This window comes from Xanthomonas hortorum (genome assembly GCF_040279205.1).
Lineage (GTDB): Bacteria > Pseudomonadota > Gammaproteobacteria > Xanthomonadales > Xanthomonadaceae > Xanthomonas > Xanthomonas hortorum_F.
In genome coordinates this window covers 106,410-127,184 of the sequence record NZ_JBEOLS010000003.1, presented here as the reverse complement: position 1 = coordinate 127,184, position 20,775 = coordinate 106,410, and the positions used below count along the sequence as shown (strand labels likewise).

General features: G+C 63.7%; 14 protein-coding genes and 1 pseudogene. 6 read left to right on the top strand and 9 right to left on the bottom strand.

Features of this window, described 5'->3' with window-relative positions; translation table 11 throughout:
• Nucleotides 1–45 precede the first annotated feature (45 nt).
• Genes ABS769_RS02425 through ABS769_RS02410 form a run of 4 tightly spaced genes read right to left on the bottom strand, consistent with a single transcriptional unit; the run spans nt 46 to nt 4,724 of the window.
• On the bottom strand, nt 46–1,248 hold the full coding sequence (locus ABS769_RS02425) for an enoyl-CoA hydratase/isomerase family protein (RefSeq protein WP_317060169.1): 1,203 nt from the start codon (nt 1,246–1,248) through the stop codon (nt 46–48).
• Complete coding sequence (locus tag ABS769_RS02420) at nt 1,233–2,030, bottom strand: enoyl-CoA hydratase (RefSeq protein WP_317060170.1); 798 nt, start codon at nt 2,028–2,030, stop codon at nt 1,233–1,235. Before ABS769_RS02420 ends, ABS769_RS02425 begins: the two co-directional genes overlap by 16 nt.
• Nucleotides 2,027–3,208 carry an acyl-CoA dehydrogenase family protein gene (locus tag ABS769_RS02415; RefSeq protein WP_104549864.1) on the bottom strand — a complete coding sequence of 394 codons (1,182 nt, stop codon included), beginning with the start codon at nt 3,206–3,208 and terminating at the stop codon, nt 2,027–2,029. Before ABS769_RS02415 ends, ABS769_RS02420 begins: the two co-directional genes overlap by 4 nt.
• A gap of 10 nt (nt 3,209–3,218) precedes the next feature.
• Nucleotides 3,219–4,724, bottom strand: a complete 1,506-nt coding sequence (locus ABS769_RS02410) for a CoA-acylating methylmalonate-semialdehyde dehydrogenase (protein ID WP_317060171.1) — start codon at nt 4,722–4,724, stop codon at nt 3,219–3,221.
• A gap of 124 nt (nt 4,725–4,848) precedes the next feature.
• Here ABS769_RS02410 and ABS769_RS02405 point away from each other — a divergent pair, with 124 nt between their 5' ends.
• The 4 genes from ABS769_RS02405 (at nt 4,849) to galA (ending at nt 13,240) form a co-directional block, all read left to right on the top strand.
• Complete coding sequence (locus ABS769_RS02405) at nt 4,849–6,234, top strand: helix-turn-helix domain-containing protein (protein ID WP_317060172.1); 1,386 nt, start codon at nt 4,849–4,851, stop codon at nt 6,232–6,234.
• A 376-nt stretch (nt 6,235–6,610) separates the two neighbouring features.
• Entirely contained in the window at nt 6,611–9,304 is a 2,694-nt protein-coding gene (locus tag ABS769_RS02400) for a TonB-dependent receptor (RefSeq protein WP_317060173.1), read from the top strand.
• A gap of 160 nt (nt 9,305–9,464) precedes the next feature.
• Nucleotides 9,465–10,676 carry a glycoside hydrolase family 53 protein gene (locus tag ABS769_RS02395; RefSeq protein ID WP_317060174.1) on the top strand — a complete coding sequence of 404 codons (1,212 nt, stop codon included), beginning with the start codon at nt 9,465–9,467 and terminating at the stop codon, nt 10,674–10,676.
• Nucleotides 10,673–13,240 (top strand): beta-galactosidase GalA, encoded by a 2,568-nt coding sequence (galA, locus tag ABS769_RS02390; protein WP_317060175.1) that lies wholly within the window; start codon nt 10,673–10,675, stop codon nt 13,238–13,240. Before ABS769_RS02395 ends, galA begins: the two co-directional genes overlap by 4 nt.
• A gap of 43 nt (nt 13,241–13,283) precedes the next feature.
• On the opposite strand, the gene ABS769_RS02385 is transcribed toward galA, so the two are convergent.
• Entirely contained in the window at nt 13,284–14,447 is a 1,164-nt protein-coding gene (locus ABS769_RS02385; RefSeq protein ID WP_317060176.1) for a mandelate racemase/muconate lactonizing enzyme family protein, read from the bottom strand.
• Nucleotides 14,448–14,475: 28 nt separating this feature from the next.
• Nucleotides 14,476–15,774, bottom strand: a complete 1,299-nt coding sequence (dctA, locus tag ABS769_RS02380; protein ID WP_430544125.1) for a C4-dicarboxylate transporter DctA — start codon at nt 15,772–15,774, stop codon at nt 14,476–14,478.
• Between the two features lie 172 nt (nt 15,775–15,946).
• Here dctA and ABS769_RS02375 point away from each other — a divergent pair, with 172 nt between their 5' ends.
• The gene (locus ABS769_RS02375) at nt 15,947–16,864 is read left to right on the top strand and encodes a LysR family transcriptional regulator (protein WP_317060178.1); all 918 of its coding nucleotides are present in this window, start codon (nt 15,947–15,949) and stop codon (nt 16,862–16,864) included.
• Nucleotides 16,865–16,907: 43 nt separating this feature from the next.
• On the opposite strand, the gene ABS769_RS02370 is transcribed toward ABS769_RS02375, so the two are convergent.
• A complete protein-coding gene (locus ABS769_RS02370; RefSeq protein ID WP_317060179.1) occupies nt 16,908–17,318 on the bottom strand; it encodes a TetR/AcrR family transcriptional regulator in 411 nt (136 codons plus the stop codon).
• A 30-nt stretch (nt 17,319–17,348) separates the two neighbouring features.
• Nucleotides 17,349–17,414 (bottom strand): annotated as a pseudogene (locus ABS769_RS02365) (TetR/AcrR family transcriptional regulator); the annotation flags it as partial.
• Here ABS769_RS02365 and ABS769_RS02360 point away from each other — a divergent pair.
• Nucleotides 17,383–18,348 (top strand): SDR family oxidoreductase, encoded by a 966-nt coding sequence (locus ABS769_RS02360; protein ID WP_350498060.1) that lies wholly within the window; start codon nt 17,383–17,385, stop codon nt 18,346–18,348. The pseudogene ABS769_RS02365 and the gene ABS769_RS02360 sit on opposite strands and share 32 nt — an antisense overlap.
• Before the next feature lie 233 nt (nt 18,349–18,581).
• Here ABS769_RS02360 and ABS769_RS02355 read toward each other — a convergent pair whose 3' ends face one another.
• A complete protein-coding gene (locus tag ABS769_RS02355) occupies nt 18,582–20,510 on the bottom strand; it encodes an alpha-L-fucosidase (RefSeq protein ID WP_317060182.1) in 1,929 nt (642 codons plus the stop codon).
• Nucleotides 20,511–20,775 lie beyond the last annotated feature (265 nt).

Sequence of the window (20,775 nt, the reverse complement as noted above, 5' to 3'; positions counted from 1 at the left end):
GCCGCGTGCGCGTTGCGCTGGCGATCAACCGCATTTGCCAGCCACTCAGCGTTCACCGACTTCACGTGCAGCAAGATCGGCAAGCGGGTGCTCTGCGGCGGGCCAGGGCGATTGAAAGAATGCAGCAGCCCACTGCGCATCCGCTTCTTCCAGCGAAGCCGGTTGCCATTGCGGCTGGCGGTCCTTGTCGATCAGCAGCGCGCGGATGCCTTCGGCAAAGTCGCCATGTGCGGCGACGTGCAGCGCCGCCACGTATTCGGTGCGGAAGGTATCGGCCAGGGTGCTTGTAGCCGGATGACGTTGCAGCTCCCAGGCCAGTCGCGCGGAACTGGGCGCGCCAGCTGCGAGCGTTGCGCGCGCCGCCTGCAACCAGGCGTCTTCGCTTTGCAGTGCCAGGATCGCAGCGACCACCTCTTCCAGCGTGTCGCCCGCCACCAGTTGCTCGATCAAGGCCGCATGCACTTGCAAGGGGCCGGGCTCCAGAGCTTGCGCAATGCCGTGCAAAAACGCACTGAGTTGGGCGCGATCGTCCTGCACATTGCCCGTCCAGGCGTGCGCGCTCAAGGCATCCAGCACCGCTGCGTATTGCGCATGTTCCAGACGCACATCCGCCAGCCCCGCGTAGATTGCGTCGCTCGCATCCAACGGCGCACCGGTCAATGCCAGAAATAATCCGGCGCCGTGCGGCACGCGGCGCAACAACCAGCTGCCACCGACATCGGGAAACAAGCCGACGCTGATCTCCGGCATCGCCAGACGCGAGCGCTCGGTGACCACGCGGTGGCTGGCGCCGGACATCAGGCCGATGCCGCCGCCCATGACGATACCGTGGCCCCAACACAGCAGCGGCTTGGGATAGGTATGGATGCGATGGTCGAGCCGATATTCTTCTTCGAAGAACGCTGCGGCATGTGCATTGCCTTGCGGTTGCGCGACGCGTTCCTGAGCATTCGGCACCGCATCGCGATGCGCACGCATGCTCTGGTACAGACCATGCAGATCGCCGCCAGCGCAGAACGCCTTCTCGCCTGCGCCACGCAACACCACGCAGGCAATCTGCGCATCGTCGGCCCAGACGCGCAGCTGCGCATCCAGCAGGCGCGTCATCTGCAACGACAAGCCGTTGAGCGTCTTGGGCGAATTCAAGGTGGCGATGCCGATGCGATGCCCGTCCGCGCAATCGCGTCGTTCGAACAGCACCGGTGCCTCTTCAGTTGCGTTGGCATCCACCATCAGCCATTGCTCCACTGCGGCGCGCGCTTCTCGAGGAATGCCGCGACGCCCTCGACCTGATCGGCTTGCTCGAATAGGTCGACGAAGGCCTCGCGCTCGGCAACCAAGGCCGCAGCGTGCGTGCCATGGCGGGTGGATTGCACCAGGCGTTTGCAGGCCGCCACGCTCACCGGACTCTGCTTGCCGGCACGCTGCGCCCATGCAACTGCCAGCGCGCGCGACTCGCCCTTGCCCACCACCTCTTCCACCAGGCCGATCCGGTGCGCGGTGGCGGCATCGATACGCTCGCCCAGCAGGATCATGCGCTTGGCCCAGCCCTCGCCGACCAGACGCGGCAGGTTCTGCGTGCCACCAGCGCAGGGCAACAGGCCGACGCTGGCTTCCGGCAAGGCCAGTTGCGCGTGTTGCTCGGCAATGCGCAGATCGCAGGCCAGCGCACACTCCAGGCCACCGCCCATCGCATAGCCGTTGATGACCGCGATGGAGACGCCGCGAAATGCGCTCAAGGCCTCGAAGGCTTCGCCGAAGCGACGCGCGGCCTCGCGCGCATTGGCCTTGTCACCATCGGCAAACTGCTTGAGGTCGGCACCGGCGCTGAAGAACTTTTCGCCCTCGCCGGTGATCACCAACGCATACACGCTGCGGTCGGCATCCAATGCATGCACCAGGTCGCGCAAGGCAGTCAGACTCTGCACGGTCCAGGTATTGGCCGGCGGGTTGCTCAACGTGACGATGGCGACATGCCCATCGCGCTCGACCTGCAGGCCGGTATGCGCGTGCCCTTCCAAATCGCTCATCGCAGTTCCTCCTCGCCGTTGAGCAGGTGCCGCGCAATGATCATGCGCATCACTTCGTTGGTGCCCTCCAGGATGCGATGCACGCGGCTGTCGCGCAGCAGGCGTTCGATCGGGTACTCGCGGATATAGCCGTAACCGCCGTGGATCTGCAGTGCGTCGTCGCAGATGGCAAAGCCTGCGTCGGTGGCGAAGCGCTTGGCCATTGCGCACCACACGGTGGCATCGTGGCTGCCGGCATCGAGCTTGCGCGCGGCGGTGTGCACCATCTGCCGCGCGGCCACCAGTTGGGTGGCCATATCGGCCAGCTTGAATTGCAGCGCCTGGAAATCGGCTAATTTTTTGCCGAACTGGCGGCGCTCGCCCATGTAACGCCGCGCCGCATCCAGTGCGCCCTGCGCCGCGCCCAGCGAACACGCCGCGATATTGATGCGGCCGCCGTCGAGCGCCTTCATCGCCATCTTGAAGCCCTCGCCTTCCTTGCCGAGCAGATTGCCGGCCGGGATGCGTACATCGGTAAAGGTCACCCCGCGCGTGGGCTGGCTGTTCCAGCCCATCTTTTCTTCCTTGCGGCCGTAGCTGATGCCGGGCGCGTCGGCCGGCACCACGAAGGCGCTGATGCCGCGTGCGCCATCGTCGCCGGTGCGGGCCATCACTACCAGCACATCGGTGGCGCCGGCACCGGAAATGAAGGCCTTGCTGCCGTTGAGCACATACGCATCGCCATCGCGCTGGGCGCGGGTTTTCAACGATGCCGCGTCCGAGCCGGCACCCGGCTCGGTCAGGCAATACGAGCCCAGCTTGGCACCGCTGGTCATCGCTTCGCCCCATTGCGCACGCACGCCGTCGTTGCCGTAGCTGGCGATCAACCAAGTGGCCATATTGTGGATGCTGATGAAGGCCGAGGTGGACGGGTCGACCGTGGCCAGTTCCTCGAACACCACTGCTGCATCGAGCCGGCGCATGCCCAGGCCGCCCACGCCTTCGTCGGTGTACAAGCCGCAGAAACCGAGCTCGGCGGCCTTGGCGATCGCCTCGCGCGGGAAGTGGCTTTCTGCGTCCCACTGCGCGGCATGTGGGGCGAGTTCCTTATCGGCGAAGTCGCGCGCGGCGGCGCGGAAGGCCTCCTGCTCGTCGTTCAAATCGGCCGCGTTGGGGTGTAGCTGGATGGCTGCATTCATGGCGATCGGATCACTTGAGAGAGATGGTGGTGTTGACGCCATGGCCCAGCGTCTGGTCGTCGAACCAGCGCGCGGTCACGGTCTTGGTCTGGGTGTAGAACATCACCACCTGCTTGCCGTACGGGCCCAGGTCGCCGAGCTTGGAGGCGCGTGAGCCGGTGAACGAAAACAGCGGTACCGGCACCGGGATCGGCACGTTGATGCCGACCTGGCCCACGTCGATGTCTTCCTGGAAACGGCGCGCAGCAGCACCGGACTGGGTGAACAACGCGGTGCCGTTGCCGTTGGGATTGGCGTTGACCAGCGCGATGGCGTCGTCCAGCGTGTCTGCGCCCAGGATCACCAGCACGGGCCCGAAGATTTCTTCGTCGTAGATGCGCATGCCCGGCGTCACACCGGAGAAGATCGTCGGGCCGACGAAGTTGCCTTGCTCGAACCCCGGCACGCTCGGGCTGCGACCGTCCAGTTCCAGCGTGGCGCCCTGCTCTACGCCGGAGGCGATCAGGCTCTCCACACGCTCGCGTGCGGCGCAGGAAATTAGCGGGCCCACGTCCGTGCCCTGCGCATTGCCCGCACCCAGCTTCAAGGTCTTGGCCTTGGCAACCAGCGCCGGAATCCATTGCTGGGCCTCGCCCACCAGCACCAGCGTGGATGCCGCCATGCAACGCTGGCCGGCGGCACCAAAGGCGGCACCAACCATCGCGTTGAGGGTCTGTTCCTGATTGGCGTCCGGCAGCACCACCGCGTGATTCTTGGCGCCCATCATGCATTGCACGCGCTTGCCGGCCAGCGCTGCGCGTTGGTACACGTGCGTGCCGACCTTGGTCGAGCCGACGAACGACAGCGCCTTGATCTCGGGGTGGTCGCACAGCGCGTTGACCACCTCTTCGCCGCCGTGCACCACGTTGAGCACGCCCTTGGGAATGCCGGCTTCCAGCGCGAGTTCCACCAGGCGCATGGTCACCATCGGGTCCTGCTCGGACGGCTTGAGCACGAAGGTGTTGCCGGTGGCGATGGCCATCGGAAACATCCACAGCGGGATCATCGCCGGGAAGTTGAACGGGGTGATGCCGGCGCACACGCCCAGCGGCTGCAGCAGGCTGTAGGTGTCCACGCCGTTGGCGACGTTGTTGGCCAGCTCGCCCAGCTGCAGGTTGCCGATCGCCGCGGCGTGCTCCACCACCTCCAGCCCGCGGAACACATCGCCTTCGGCATCGGCCAGGGTCTTGCCCTGCTCGGCACTGAGCAGCGCGGCCAGCTCGGGCATGTGTTCGCGGATCAGCTGCTGGTACTTGAGGAAGACGCGCGCGCGGGTGCCGATTGGCGTCTTGCGCCAGTTGACAAAGGCACGGCTGGCGGCGGCCACTGCGGCGTCGACTTCGGCCGTGGTGGCGAACGGGACCTGCGCCAGCACCGACTGGTCGGCCGGGTTGACCACGTCCTGCCAGTGCGAACTGTCGGAAACCACAAATTCGCCATCGATCAACAGGGACACGCGGGGGACGGATTCGCTCATTGCAGGTTCGCTCGCAGAAGGGTCGATGCAGATGCTTCGCATTGTTCGCACCCCTCGCCGGCATTCCCAGCCGCCAATTGCTTAATCGCGCTAAGCTGGTGGCACAATTTTGCGAATCTTGCGAATGCCACACACGCAGCCACCTCTGCGCCACCAGCTCGGCCTGCGCCTGCAGCGGCTGCGCCAGCGCCATGGCCTTACCCAGGCCGAACTGGCGCGCCGGCTGGCATTGTCGCCGAGCTATCTCAACCAGATCGAGCGCAACCAGCGCCCGTTGACGCTGGCGATCCAGCAGCGGCTCAAGGCCACCCTGGGCGACCTCGAAGGCCTGCTGGACCTGGACGACCCCGCCGCGCTGGTGGAACCCTTGGACGAATCGCTGCGCAGCCTGGGCCACAGCCTCTCGGCGGCCGAGCTGCGCGTGCTCATTGGCAATCTGCCGCAGGTGGCGCAGGCACTGCTGGATCTGCATCGCGCCCACAAGCGTCTGCAGGAGCGCAATGCCGCGCTGGAACTGCAGATCGGTGCCGACCACGCCGCACTGCCCTCGCTGTCGCCCGGCGAGCAGGTACGCGATTACTTCAATCGCGCGCACAACTACCTGCCCGAACTGGATGAGCGCGCCGAAGCGCTGTATGCCGAACTCGGGCTGACCCCGGACAACCTTGCGCTGCGGCTGCGCCAACGCCTGGCCGATCGCCATGGCTTGTTGGTGCAGGACGCCACCGACCTGCTCAGCGACAAACGCAGCGTGGATGCGCAGGCGCGCGTGCTGTGGCTGCCTGCGCATCTGCGCCCCGGCCAACAGGCCTTCCAGATGGCGGCGCAGTTGGCGTTGCTGGAGTGTGCGCCGCTGCTGGAGGCGCGCATTGCCGATGCCGGATTCGAAGATGCCGAGCGCATCGCGTTGTCGCGCATTGGTTTGTCGAACTATTTCGCCGGCGCCCTGGTGATGCCGTATGGCGAATTTCTGCACAGCGCGCAGACCTGCCGCTACGACATCGAATGGCTGGCCGATCGTTTCGATGTGGGCTTCGAGGCGGTCTGCCACCGGCTCAGCACCTTGCAGCGGCGCGGTGCGGCCGGCTTGCCGATCTTCTTCATGCGGGTGGACCGCGCCGGCAATGTGTCCAAACGTCACTCGGCCACCGACTTCCACTTCTCGCATGTCGGCGGCGCCTGCCCGTTGTGGATCGTCTACGAAGCCTTCAATCAGCCCGACCGCATCCTGACCCAGATCGCGCGCATGCCCGATGGCCGGCGCTATTTCTGGCTTGCGCGGCAGGTCAGCAGCGGCGCGCCCGGTTATGGCCGCCCGCGCAAGACCTTTGCATTGGCGATGGGCTGCGACCTGCGCCATGCCGATCAACTGGTGTATGCGCGCGGCTGGGACCTGGATGCGGTGGACGATGCGGTGCCGATCGGCCCGGGCTGCCTGACCTGCGAGCGCAGCGACTGCGTGCAGCGCGCGTTCCCGGCATTGCCTCGATTGCCGGCCAGCGCGCGCTAGGCAGCAGACAAGGCTGCGCATGCGTTCAAGTGCAACCTTTGGTGGCCGTGTCGCCACTTACGCCGCAACTGTGACGGGCCATTCGCTATCGCTGCACTGCAGCATTCCAACGTGAGATAGCTCACGCAAAATGCTTCATTGGAATGGAATGGCTTGCGCTTCTACCCTGAAGCGGACACATGCAGGACAGGGGGACGCCAACGCGATCGACTCGATGATTGTTGCAGCGTCGCGCAACCGCACACTTGGCTTCAACCGCAGCAACGCACCACCTCAGTCATGCCCGCGCGGATGCGCCAGAAGCGCCCTGCGCCAGACGGCCGCAGCAACGGCCACCATCTCCATTCGGTAACTTTGTCCTGGGAGGGATCAAACGATGCCCGTTCACCACACCGGCCACTCGGCCAGCCGGCGCCTGCGCCGCACCCCTGCGCGCGACGTCCTCTGCACCACCATCGCCTTCGTTCTGGCCAGCGCGTTCAGTGCGCACGCACAGGACAGCGCGCCTGCGCCTGCCGCAGCGCCGGCCAGCGACAGCAGCGCCGCCGCTGCGCCGCCACCGGTCACGCTCGACAACATCACCGTGATCGGCCAGCGCGCCAGCCTGAATCAGGCGGTGCAGGCCAAACAGATGTCCGATCACGTCATGGAAGTGATCTCCGCCGACAACATGGGCCAGATGCCCAATGTCACCGTGGCCGAAGCGCTGGTGCGCCTGCCCGGCGTCAACGGCACCCGCGACCGCGGCAACGAAAGCCTGGCCACCGTGCGCGGCCTTGGCCCGCGCATGACCATGGGCACCGTCAACGGGCGCGAAATCGCCTCCTCCGAACCCAACCGTGCAGTGCGCTGGGAAGTGTTCCCCACCGAGATCGTCTCCACCGTCAAGGTCTACAAGACCCAGTCGGCGGATCTGGTGGCCGGTGGCCTTGCCGCAACGGTGGACATCTCCACCATCAGCCCGCTGGACTACACCGGCCCGGGCTTTGTCGGCACCGCCGGCCCGGTGTTCTACGACCACGCCAAGGACGTGGACGGCTACACCCCGTGGGGCAACCGCTTCGGCGCCAGCTGGGTGCACAAGATCAACGACAACCTGGCGGTTGCGCTGGGCGCCACCTATCAGAAGCAGAAGAACTCCAACTCCTCGATCGGCAGCTGGGGCTACACCGATGCCACCACCTCGCGCGATGTGGATGGCGACGGCACCGTGGACCCCACGCCATTCGGCGCAGCCGACCAGCTCAAGCTGACCGACCAGACCCGCACCGGTGCAATGGGGACGGTGCAGTGGCGCTCGGGCAACTTCGAGTTGAAGTTCGACGGCCTGTATTCGCGGATCGAAATCGACGAAGACCAGTTGCAGAACTGGTTCAACGGGCTGGCTTTCAGCACCTTTTCGACCGGTGCCAATCCGTACACCACGCCGGGCTCGTCCTACACCATCGTCGATGGCGATGTGGTCGCCGGTACGCTGGCCAATTCGAACCTGCAGGTCGACCATGTGGTCAGCCACTACAACGAGGTCAAGACGCTCACCGCCGGTGGTTTGAACGCCAAGTGGAGCGGCGATGTGTGGACGTTGGGCAGCGACCTGTCGTTCTCGCAGGCAAAGCGCGACAACACTTGGCAGGCGGTGCGCTTCGGCAGCAATCCGGACACCGTCTCGTTCGATTTCCGCCGCAGCGTCACCCCCACCATCAGCACCAGCTCGGACACGCCCGAATACGGCATCGCCGGCCAGACCGAGCCGCAGGGGCTGCGCGACAAGATCGCCGCGCTCGCGCTCAACGCCAGCCGCGCGGTCGATGCCGGCCCGTTCACCTCGCTGGAATTCGGCGCACGCGCCGCGCGTCGCGAAAAGCAGAACCGCCGCTTCATCAGCAATCAATCCGGCTACGACCAACCGATTTCGGCGTATCAGGGCCTGATCTATCCGGTGACCATGCCGGACTTGAACGTGCCCACGCTGACCGGCGGCAACATGGACGCCATCGCCGAGATCGGCTTCGGCGGTTTCGATCCGGCCACGCTCGACGAGCAGCTGCTCGACCACTGGAACGTCAAGGAAGACGTGCGCGAAGCCTTCGCCAAAGCGGTGTTCAGCTCGCAGGTGTTCGGCACCGATGTCACCGGCAATATCGGCGTGCGCCTGGTCAATACCAAGACCACCAGCGACGGCTTCGATTCGGTCGGCAACACCGTGCAGGCGAGCACCGACAGCAAGGAATACACCGACGTCCTGCCCAGCGCCACCGTCAACTTCCTGATCGACGATCAACGCATCCTGCGCTTTGCAGTGGCCAAGGTCATCGCGCGTCCGCCGCTTGACGAGCTGCGCACCGGCCGTCGCCTGGACGACCCCAATGTCACCGTCGGCCAGCTCACCGGCAGCGGCGGCAACCCGCAGCTGGATCCGTTCAAGGCCACCCAGGTCGATGTGTCGTACGAGTGGTACTTCCACAAGGAAGCGCTGGCGGCGATTGCGGTCTACCGCAAGGAAGTGGATTCCAGCATCGGCTACCGCACCGACCGCGAAGTGATCAACGGCCTGGATTACCTGGTCAGCGCGCCATTCAATGGCGGCGGCGGGCATATCAACGGTGTGGAGCTCACCTTCCAGACGCCGTTCTACTTCATCCCGCACATGGAAAACTTCGGCGTCTATTCCAACTTCTCGCTGGTCGATTCCAACCTCAAGGAATTCTCGCCGGTCGACAACCCGTTGCCGCTGAGCGGCCTGGCGCGCAAGACTGGCACCTTCGATCTTTGGTACAGCAACGGCAGCTTCGAGGCGCGTGTGGGTTACAAGTACCACAGCCCCTACACCGTGGTGTACGGCTGGAATGCGGCGCGTCTTGCGCGCTTGCAGAGCGAAGGCACGGTGGATCTGAGCCTGAACTGGCAGTACAGCAAGCAGCTCAGCTTCCGCTTCCAGGCCGGCAATCTCACCAACGAACCGCTGCGCGCCTACACCGACAACAAGCCCAACCGCCTTGCCAATCAGGACGACGGTGGCTATCAGGTGTTCGGCCGTCGTTATGCGCTGGAAGCCAGCTACAAGTTCTAAGCGCAGCTGATACCCCTGCTGCGCGACCGCGACACCGGTGCGGTTGGCGCGTGGAATCGGATCTGTCATCGACGTTCCGATTCCGCGCACCGTCCGTACGACAGCACCGCTGCGTGCGGCATGCTGTCACCCGTTCCACGTTTTTCTGTCGAGGAATTGCATGCGCTCTACACGCCGTCTCTGGACGCCCGCGCTACTGGCGCTGGCCATCTCCACCTTCGCACACGCCGCCCCGGCCCCCGCCACGTTGTATCTCGGTGCGGACCTGTCCTACGTCAACGAGATGGAAGAGTGCGGTGTGCAATACCGCGAGAACGGCGTGGTCAAAGACCCGTTCGAACTCTTCCACGCGCACGGTGCCAATCTGGTGCGCGTGCGCTTGTGGAACGACGCACGCTGGACCCGCTACAGCGACTTGTCCGACGTCAAAAAGACCATCGCGCGTGCACGCGCGCAAGGCATGCAGGTCTTGCTGGACCTGCACTACTCCGACGATTGGGCCGATGGCGAAAAACAGCTGATCCCCAAGGCCTGGGCCAGCATCACCGACACCGATGAGCTGGCGCGCACGTTGTATGGCTTCACCTACGACACGCTGAGCGCGCTCGACCGTGCCGGCCTGATGCCCGAGCTGGTGCAGGTGGGCAACGAAAGCAATTCCGATCTGATGGACAGCATTCCCTGGGACAAGAAGCGCCCCATCGACTGGCAGCGCAACGCCAAACTGTTCAATGCCGGCATCAAGGCGGTGCGTGACATCAGCGCACGCTCCACCATCAAGCCACGGGTGATGCTGCATATCGCCCAGCCGGAAAATGTGGAGCCGTGGTTTGCCGCCGCCACCAAGGCCGGCGTCACCGACTACGATCTGATCGGCATCAGCTACTACCGCAAATGGTCGACTCAATCGATGGCCGAGCTGGGCAAGACCATCAAGCGCCTGCGCGGCCGCTACGACGCCGATGTGGTGGTGGTGGAAACCGCGTATCCGTGGACGCTGGAGTCCGGAGACACCTCGCACAATCTGCTCGGCCAAGACTCGCTGATTCCCGGTTACCCGGCCACACCGCAAGGCCAGTCCAAGTACATGATCGATCTCACCCAACTGGTGATCGATACCGGCGGCGCCGGCGTGGTGTATTGGGAACCGGCATGGACCAGCAGCAGCTGCAAGACGCGCTGGGGCACCGGCTCGTCGTGGGAAAACGCCAGTTTCTTCGATTTCAAGCATGACAACGAGGTGTTGCCGGCGATCGATTTCATGCGCCACCCGTATACGGGCGTGCCTGCATCGCGCAAGCCAGCAACAGGCAACCCTGCTTCGACCAAACAAGACCAAGCTGCCGACGCCAGCAAGAGGACGCAGCCATGACCGGCATCAATCGCCGCGAGCTGCTGCGCGGCATGCTGGCAAGCGGTGTGAGCGCCGCTCTCCCCGTCGGCGCAGCCGGCGCGTTAGTGCCCGCCATCGCCGGTGCAGCGCCAGCCGTAGGCAAGAACGCAACGCCGCTTGCCGCGCTCGGCGATGCAACGCTGGCACCGCGCGAACGCCTGCTATTCGACTTCGGTTGGCGCTTCCATCTCGGTCACGCCAGCGACCCATCGCGTGACTTCGAGTTCGGCACTTTCCAGCGCACCTTTGCCAAGGCTGGCAAGGACACCGCGACCGCCGCGCAACTCGCGTTCGACGACAGCAGCTGGCAGCAGGTCGATCTTCCGCACGATTGGGCCGTTACCCTGCCCTTCCGGCAGGAACCCATCTCGGCCACGATCACCGAAGAAGACCCCGCCGCCGCGCACGGCTACAAACCGCTGGGCACGAGCTTTCCGGAACACAGCGTGGGTTGGTATCGCCGCACGCTGCAGATTCCCGCAGGCGATTTGGGCAAGCGCATCAGCCTGGTGTTCGACGGCGTGTTCCGCGATTGCATCGTGTTCTGCAACGGCCACATCGTCGGGCGCAATGCCAGCGGCTATTGCGGCTTCGAGGTCGACCTCAGCGAAGTGCTCGACTACGGCAAGCCCAACCTCATTGCCGTGCGTGTGGATGCCACGCTGGGCGAAGGCTGGTTCTACGAAGGTGCCGGCATCTATCGGCATCTGTGGCTGCAAAAGACCGACCCGCTGCATCTGCCGCAAGACGGCGTGTTCGTGCGCAGCACCGTACAAGGCGACAACGCAACCGCGCAGGTGTCCACCGAAGTCCGCAACGACGGCATCGCCCCGCGCCAGTGCGCCGTGCAAGCACGTGTCACTGCACCGGATGGACGCGTCGTCGCACAGGCGGTCAGTGCAGCGGTCACCGTTGCACCGGGCCAGGTGCAGGTTGTCGAACAGACGTTGCCGCTCGGCCAGGCCGCGCTATGGTCGATCGACAACCCGCAGCTCTACAGCCTCACCATCAGCGTGCACAGCGACGGCAACGCGGTCGATGCGCTAGTGACGCCGTTCGGCGTACGCAGCATTGCCTTCGATGCGCAGCGCGGCTTTCTATTGAATGGTGCACCGGTCAAGCTGCACGGCACCAACAATCACCAGGATCACGCCGGCGTTGGCACCGCCATCCCGGACAGCCTGCACGAGTGGCGCCTGCGCCAACTCAAGTCAATGGGCTGCAACGCCTATCGCAGCTCGCACAATCCAGCCACGCCCGAACTGCTCGCGCTATGCGATCGCCTGGGCATGTTCGTGATCGAAGAAACCCGGCGAATGTCCACCGACCCGGAAGCCATGGGCGAACTGGAGACGATGGTGCGGCGCGGGCGCAATCATCCCAGCGTGATCCTGTGGTCGCTCGGCAACGAAGAACCGCAACAGGTCACCGAGCGCGGTGCGCGTATCGTCAGCCGCATGCAGCAACGCGTGCGTCAACTCGACCCCACCCGTCCCACCACCTTTGCCATGGACAAGGGCTTTGGCGATGGTGTTGGCCAGGTCGTCGATGTGGTCGGCTTCAACTACCGCACCAGCCAGATGGACGGCTTCCACGCGCAATATCCCAATATTCCGATCTACGGCAGCGAAACCGGCAGCACCGTGTCGGTGCGCGGCAACTATCAGCGCGACGATGCACGTGGCTATACCCGCGCCTACGACCTGGACCACCCGTGGTGGGCGAGCACTGCCGAAGCTTGGTGGAGCTACGTCGCACAACGTCCGTACATCGCCGGCGGCTTTATCTGGACCGGCTTCGACTACCGCGGCGAACCCACGCCCTACAACCGCTGGCCGAATGTCGCTTCGCAGTTCGGCGTGCTCGACAGTTGCGGCTTTCCCAAGGACAACTACTGGTACTACCGCGCGCAATGGACCAGCGAACCGGTGCTGCATCTGTTCCCGCACTGGAACTGGGACGGCCTGCTGCAGCCCGACGACAAGGGCCGCGTCGCCGTCTGGTGCCACAGCAATCTCGACGCGGTGGAACTGCTGGTCAACGGCGTCAGCCAGGGCCTGCAACACGTGCCGGCCTACGGGCATGTGGAATGGCGCGTGGCTTATGCGCCGGGCGTGATCGAAGCGCGCGGCTATCGCGGCGGCAAGCTGGTGCTCACCGAACGCCGCGAGACGACCGGCAAGCCGGCTGCGATCCGCTTGAGTTGCGATCGCAACGCATTGCGCGCCGATGCCGAAGATGTGGGCGTAGTGAAGGTCGAGATTGTGGATGCACAGGGCCGCATCGTTCCCACCGCCGACACGCTGGTGCAGTTCGCGGTGCGCGGCGCAGGCAAACTGATCGGCGTCGGCAACGGCGACCCCAGTAGCCACGAGGACGACAAGGCACCGCAGCGTAAAGCGTTCAATGGCTTGTGCATGGCGTTGCTACAGACAACTAAAAAGCCCGGCGACATCATCTTGCAAGCGACTGCCCAGGGCCTGACGCCGGCGACCCTGCGCGTGCCTGCCCAAGCGACCAAACCACGCGCAGCAGTCATCTGACGCAACTCGCCCCGTTGGTCACGGGGCGAGGCTGGCATAGTCCTTACTCGGCGAGCTCGCGCATGACCTTGATCAGATCGGACTTGCCCTCGAAACCGATGCCCGGCAATTCCGGTATCACGATGTGCCCGTCTTGAACTTTTACGCCATCCGGAAACCCGCCATACGGCTGAAACAGGTCCGGGTAACTCTCATTGCCGCCCAAGCCCAACCCTGCGGCAATGTTGAGCGACATCTGATGACCACCGTGCGGGATGCAACGCGCGGGCGACCAGCCGAACTGTTCGAGCACCTCCAGCGTGCGGAGATACTCCACCAGGCCGTAAGACAGCGCGCAGTCGAACTGCAGATAATCGCGATCCGGGCGCATGCCACCGTAGCGCAGCAAGTTGCGTGCATCCTGGTGCGAGAACAGGTTTTCGCCTGTGGCCATCGGCCCTGGATAAAATTCGCTCAGGCTGGCTTGTAGCGCGTAGTCGAGCGGATCACCGACTTCCTCATACCAGAACAGCGGATAGTCGCGCAGCATCTTGGCGTAGGCGATGCCGGTCTCCAGATCGAAGCGGCCGTTCGCATCCACCGCCAGACGCGCCTGGCTGCCAATTTCCTCAAGCACCGACTCGATTCGGCCGCGGTCCTCGTCGATGGAGGCACCACCGATTTTCATCTTGACCACGTTGTAACCACGATCCAGATAGCCACGCATCTCCTTGCGCAGGGCGCTGTTGTCCTTGCCCGGGTAATAGTAGCCACCGGCTGCATAGACAAAGACGCGGGGATTGGCTTGACGGCCTTTCATCTGCGCCAGATAACGAAACAGCGGCAGACCGGCAATCTTGGCGGTGGCATCCCAGACCGCCATATCCAGCGTGCCCACCGCCACGGAGCGCTCGCCATGACCGCCAGGCTTCTCGTTGGACATCATCGCCGTCCAGATCCTGGAAGGATCCAGATTGTCGCCGGCGTCGTTGCACAACGCAGCGCTCTCGGCTTCCAGAATGCGATCGCGAAACCGCTCGCGTATCAGTCCGCCCTGTCCATAGCGCCCATTGGAGTTGAATCCGTAGCCGACGACCCGACGGCCGTCGCGCACCTGATCGGTGACCACCGCCACCAGACTGGCGGTCATCTTGGAAAAGTCGATGTAGGCGTTACGGATCGGCGAGGAGATCGGCTTGGTGATTTCAACGACATCGATGATACGCATTGGGTAGTCTCCCGCGAGGTGTAGTGAGTTATGGATCGGTTGAAGAGGCCGCGACAGGCATTGGCTCGCCCGCCTGTTGACGACGAATGATGTCCTGGGTCTTGGAGATATCCAGCGCGCCATCCCACTTGGCGATCGCAAGCGTGGCAACACTGTTACCGATCAGATTGACCACCGCCCTGGCCTCATTCATGAAGCGATCGACGCCCAGCAAAAGCACCAGCCCTGCAACAGGCACCGTATCGATGGTGGAAAGCGTTGCGGCCAACGCGACAAAACCCGCGCCAGCGACGCCAGCGGACCCTTTCGAGGTCAGTAGCAACACCCCAAGCAGTGCGATTTGTTGATAGACCGGCAGCGGTGTATTGGTCGCTTGCGCGACGAAAATAGCCGCCATGGTCAGATAGATACAGGTGCCGTCCGCATTGAAGGTGTATCCCGTTGGCAGAACCAGGCCAACCGTCGATTTGCGCACGCCGGCCAGTTCGAGCTTCATCATCATGCGCGGCAAAACGGCTTCGGTCGAACAGGTTCCGAACGTGACAAGCAGTTCGTCCTTGATGAACCGCAGAAGGCGCAGCAGCGGAAAGCCGGTCCACCGCGCGATCGCTCCCAGCACCACGAAAACGAACAGTGCCGAGGTCACATAGACGGCCAACATCAAATGCTCAAGCGACCACAGGGTGGCCAGGCCATACTTGCCGATCGTGAAAGCGATGCCTGCACCGGCACCCAGCGGCGCGAGCCGCATCACCATGTTGATCATCTTGAACAGCGCCTGCAGCCCGTTATCGATGAGATCGACCAGCGGCTTGCCACGCTCGCCCAGCTGCAACAGCCCCACTGCAAACAGCACCGACACCAGAATGACCTGCAGCAAGTTTCCCTTGGCAAAGGCATCCACCAGCGTGGTGGGAATGATGTTCAGCACGAAATCCACCATGCCCGCGTCGTCTTTTGCACGATCGACATACTGGCCAATCGCGCTGCTGTCGATCGATGCGGCATCGATGTTCATGCCATCGCCCGGCCGGATGATGTTCACCACGACAAGACCGATCGCCAGCGCCAGTGTCGAGACGACCTCGAAGTAAATTAGCGCCTTGATGCCGGTTTTTCCGACTTCTCTGACACTTCCCATCTTGGCGATCCCGACCACGACCGTTCCAAAGATGATGGGGGCCAACAGCATCTTGATCAGCTTGATGAAACCCTCTGCAGCAGGTTGCATGACCACACCCAGATGCGGCCAGACATAGCCCACCAGGCCACCAATGACGATGGCGATCAAGACCTGCACATAGAGTTGGCTCAACGCCCCTCTCATGCCACTTCTTTTCTGCATGATCGCCCGCTCCCGTCGACATGCGAATTCACCGAAAATGCCGCTTGCTGGACGACCTGCGTGTCGAGGCGTTGCAAGCTCGAGTCAGAGCGTAAGGGGCACTCCCCAAGCGCTGCCAATGCCTTTTTTATGCGCTTGATGCACAATCGGCATCATGGAACTGACATGGCTCGAAGACTGCCTGGCGTTGGCTGACACCCTCAATTTTTCGCGCGCGGCACAGCGTCGCTTCGTCACCCAGCCGGCCTTCAGTCGGCGCATTCATTCCCTCGAAGAATGGTTGGGCACGCCGCTGTTTACGCGTTCGCGCAAAGAGGTGCTGATGACACCGGCTGGAGAAGCCTTCGTTCGCAAAGCATCCGGATTGGCCGCGGCGATTTACGCCGCGCGGCAAGAAGCGCTTGAGATCGCGGGACAACAGCGGCCTGCGTTGGCGTTCCTCGCCACACATGTTCTCTCCTTCACCTTCTTTCCGGCCTTTGTGAGACGCATCGAATCGAACACCGGCATCGGCGCATTTCAGCTGGTCTCCGACACGCTCAGGGCGTGCGAAAAATTGATGCTGCAAGGGGCAGCGCAATTCCTGCTGTGCCACCATCATCCGCGCATGCCGCTTGGGCTGAATCCCGAACACTTCGAGCGAGTTGTGGTGGGCAGCGATGTGCTGCAACCCTTCAGTGCACCGAAGGAAAATGGCGAAGGCCACCCGCGCTGGTCGCTCGCTTCCACCGATGCAATGCCTTTGCTGTCTTACAGCGCAGATTCCGGGCTGGGCCGCATCATCGCCGGGCATCCGGCGTTCAAGGACGTGGAAGCACGCCTGACCCCTGCACTCACCTCCGACCTTGCCGCGACCTTGCTGGCCATGTGCCGCTCCGGTGGCGGGGTGGCCTGGCTGCCGCGCACGCTGGTGGAAGAGGACGTCGCCAAGGGGCGGCTCGTCCATGCAGCGCCCGGACACACGCAGTGGGATATCAGCATGGAGATCTGCCTGATACGCCACATCGGCAGCTTGTCCCAGCAAGCCGAAGACATGTGGCAAAAGCTCAAGCAGGGCAAGTTGCAGCACTAACACACATGGCACTGCACGCTTCCAGGCCGCAAGCCTAACGCCGTTATCCGCTTGCGGGCCGACCAGGCGCTCCCGCGCACAACCCTTCCATGACCGTCTCCATCAGCCAGGTCAGGCGGGGCTGCCAGTTCTCGGTGGCGTCTATCTGCCAGATACCCGCAATGGCCAGGAAGAACTTGTCTGTGGTGATCCCCGCACGGATCGTCCCGGCCTTCTCGTTGGCATCGAGCAGCAGTTGCGCGGCAGCGATCACGGGCGCATAGCCTGCGTTGCCCGCACATTCTTTCGCGTTGGCGACGGTCCGCAGTGCATCCGCCAGACCTGCCTTGGTGATGGCGTATTCGGCCAGGCGGTTCATCCATTCGCGGAGTGCTTGCTCCGGCGGGAGCGTCTTCAGCAGCTGCTCGGCTAAACCGGTGACCTGCAGCATTTCGTGGCGATAGACCTCGATCACCAAGGCCTCCCGGGTCGGGAAGTGCCGGTAGAAAGTCCCCTGCCCGACACCCGCCTTCTTGGCAATTGCGCTCAGTGGAACATCGGCCGAGCGCACCAATTCCGCAAGCGCCACGGACAGAAGGCGCTCCCGGTTCTGCACTGCATCAGATCGCTTTGGCTTCTCCACACCCCAACCCTTTAATGAACTCGTTGACAAGCGGACAATTGTCCGCCAATGTCTTTGGAAGCGGATAACTGTCCGTTTTTATTCTACCCTTTTCCGCAATCAGGAGACATCCGTGAAGAACAGCGGCAATACCATCCTCATCACCGGCTCGACCTCCGGCATCGGTCTTGGGCTGGCACTCCGGCTCCAGCAGGCTGGCAACAGGGTCATCGTTTCCGGACGGAAGAAGCCGCTGCTGGATCAGATCACCGCCGAGCATCCCGGCCTTGATGCGATCGAAATCGATGTCGCAGACGCCGACTCTGTGGTGCAGGCCAGCCGCGTGGCGGCCGAGCGCTACCCCGGCTTGAATGTCGTGATCAACAATGCCGGCATCATGCCGAGCGAGAACGTGTTCAAGCCAGAGTCCTTGAAGGCAGCCGAAGAGGCGATCGCCATCAACCTGCTCGGCACCATCCGCATGACCTATGCATTCTTGCCGCAACTTGCCGGCAATACTGACAGCGTCATCATCAACGTCAGTTCCGCATTGGGCTTTGTGCCGTTCCCGGCCGCGATGAGCTACAGCGCCAGCAAGGCCGCCGTGCACTCCTTCACCGAAGGCTTGCGTGTGCAACTGGCCGACAGCAACGTGCAAGTCATCGAGCTGGTGCCGCCGGGCGTTCGCACCAAGTTGTATGGCCAAGGCAACGACGAGCACGCCATGCCCCTGGACGAATTCCTCGACGAAGCACTGGCGCTTTTGCATGCAGAACCCACACCGAAGGAAATCGTCGTGGAACGTGCCAAATTCCTTCGCGATGCTGCCGCCAACGGCAGCTACGACGAGATGCTGGGAATGCTTTCTGCGGTCACGTTTTAAGACGGTGGCAGGACAGTCGGATCGTCAGCATTGCGCACCAGCTGTGCTGACGGCAGTGGCTCCCTGCGCGAGATGCGCGGTGTGCAAGGCCGTTCACGATGCAGGTTCACCACGTGGTCTGAATGCGGCGATGTCTATCTCCATCGCGTCGCTTGACGCGTCTCAATCCCGCCAAACTCCGTCACCCCGGATGCTTCCCCTCGCGGCGCGTGGCCGCGAGGGAGTGCAAGCCCTCATCGCAAGCGCGAGAACGCACCGATACCCGCGATCGCCAGCCGCTCGGCGGGTACCGCCGTTTCCGCGAACGACAGCCGCAGGTAGCGGATCTGGCGGACCTCGGGGAAATTCAGGCGCTGGGTCGAGAGCGCATAGGCGATATTGGACAACTCGCCGGCGCCAGCCGGCTGCCAGCGCTGGCCATCTGCGCTGGTCTCGGCGCGATAACACTTTGGTGGCGCAGCACCGTTCATCACCGTGCGCGAGGGCGTCAGGCTGAAACCGGCAACCTGACGCAGCGCACCGAGGTCGATGGTCGCCTGCGCGGGATGGCCGGGCGTAGGCGCTGGCGTGATCCAGATCGTGCTGGCATCGTCGTCGAGCAACTTGTCCGCGCCGGGCGCGCTGGCCTCGACGATGCGCCAGCCAGCGGAGGACAACACATCCGGCGCGTTCGCCGTCGGCCGCGCGACCGGCACTGGCGCAACGGCACGGAACAGCGCGAATTCGCTGATCGCCGGGCACACCGGCGCCTCAAGCACGACCAGGCGTACCCGGCGTGCGGCAACCGGGCGATCCAGCCGCACGATGCGCTGTGCACCGATGCATTGCGCTTCGGCCAGCCGCCGCCATTGCCCATCGACCTCCGCTTCAACCGCGAAGCGGGTGACGCGCACACCCAGCGGCAGATATTCGCGCAGCCGGATCAAGTCGAAGCTGTGCACCGCCGACAGCTCCAGCGTCAGCGTCGGCGTGGTGACGTCGTCAGGCGTAGACCAGTAGCTGTCCGGCTGGCGGTCGAGCACGCGCGCCGGCTCGAACCCAGGGCCGCGAGACGCGCTGGCACTGGCCTTGGCACCCTTGGCCAGATCGATGGCGAAGCTGGCGCGGATCGCATCGCCGAAACTCTGCAGCACCGCCACGTCGTGGTCGGCGATGCGGCCGCGTCGGTCGGGCGGCAGATTGAGGTTCATGTTGGTGCCGCGCGCGACGGAAGTGTCGAAATAGCGCACCAGGTTCTCCGGGCTACGCACTTTGCCGTCTTCATCGGCATGGTAGAACCAGCCCGGGCGGATCGACGTGTTGGTTTCGGCCGGCCACCATAGCGCCCCTCCGCGCACGCCGGAATTGCCGTTTTCCTGGGTATACGGCGCATTGGGCATGGTCGGCCAGGATGGATCGCCGGCGATACCGTCCTCGTTGCCGCCCCAGCGGATATCGGCGCCGAGCGGGTCGAAGGTGCAGGCCATCGGCTGATGCTGATGCACTAGCTCGATCATCCGTGGCCAGTTGTAGTACGCGGGCGCATCGATCTTGCGCGATTCGCGCGCTCCGCCGTAGTAGCCGTCGCCGCCATTGGCGCCGTCGAACCAGAACTCGAACAAGTCGCCATAGCCCGTGCAGAGCTCGATGGTCTGCTTACGGAAATAGTCGAGATAGCCGGGGCGGCCGTACTCGGCATGGTTGCGATCCCAGGGCGAGAGATAGATGCCGAACGCCAGGCCGGCGCGTCGACACGCCGCTGCCATCTCCCCGACGATGTCACCCTGGCCGTTCTTGTAGGGCGAGTTGCGAATGCAATGCTCGGTCAAGCGCGTCGGCCAAAGACAGAACCCATCGTGGTGCTTGGCCGTGAAAATAAGCCCTTTCAGATTGCCGGCCTTGGCAGCAGCGACGATTTGATCGGGTGAAAAATCGCTGGGATCGAATTTGCGCGGATCCTCGTCGCCGTAGCCCCATTCCTTGTCGGTGAAGGTATTCATCGCAAAATGCACGAAGGCGTATTGCTCCCACCGATGCCACCGCAGCTGTCGCTTGCTGGGCAGCGCACCCCACGGTGCCGGCCCGTTGGCGCGCGGCGCTTGCGCGATGCGAGCTGCCGATGCACTGAAGCTGGCAGTAGCGGCGACCACACCCGTGGCAAGAAAAGTACGACGATCGATCATTAGCGCCTCCGACTTTGCACAAGCTTCGATCTTAGCTTTTCCAACAGCGAAGAGTCGTCACTCCGAAGCAATAGACGGCTGTGCACGCACACGGGCTGCCCCCAGCACGGCCGGCGTTGAAGCGCATGCGAAGCAAGCCGCAAGCGTTCGTGGCTTGACGGCCGTGCCCCGGCCCACGCTGTCGTGTTGGTGCTCGCATATCCATGCATTTTCCGCACGCGACGCGAGCTCCGCGAACAAGACAAACAATGTCCGGCCAACGACA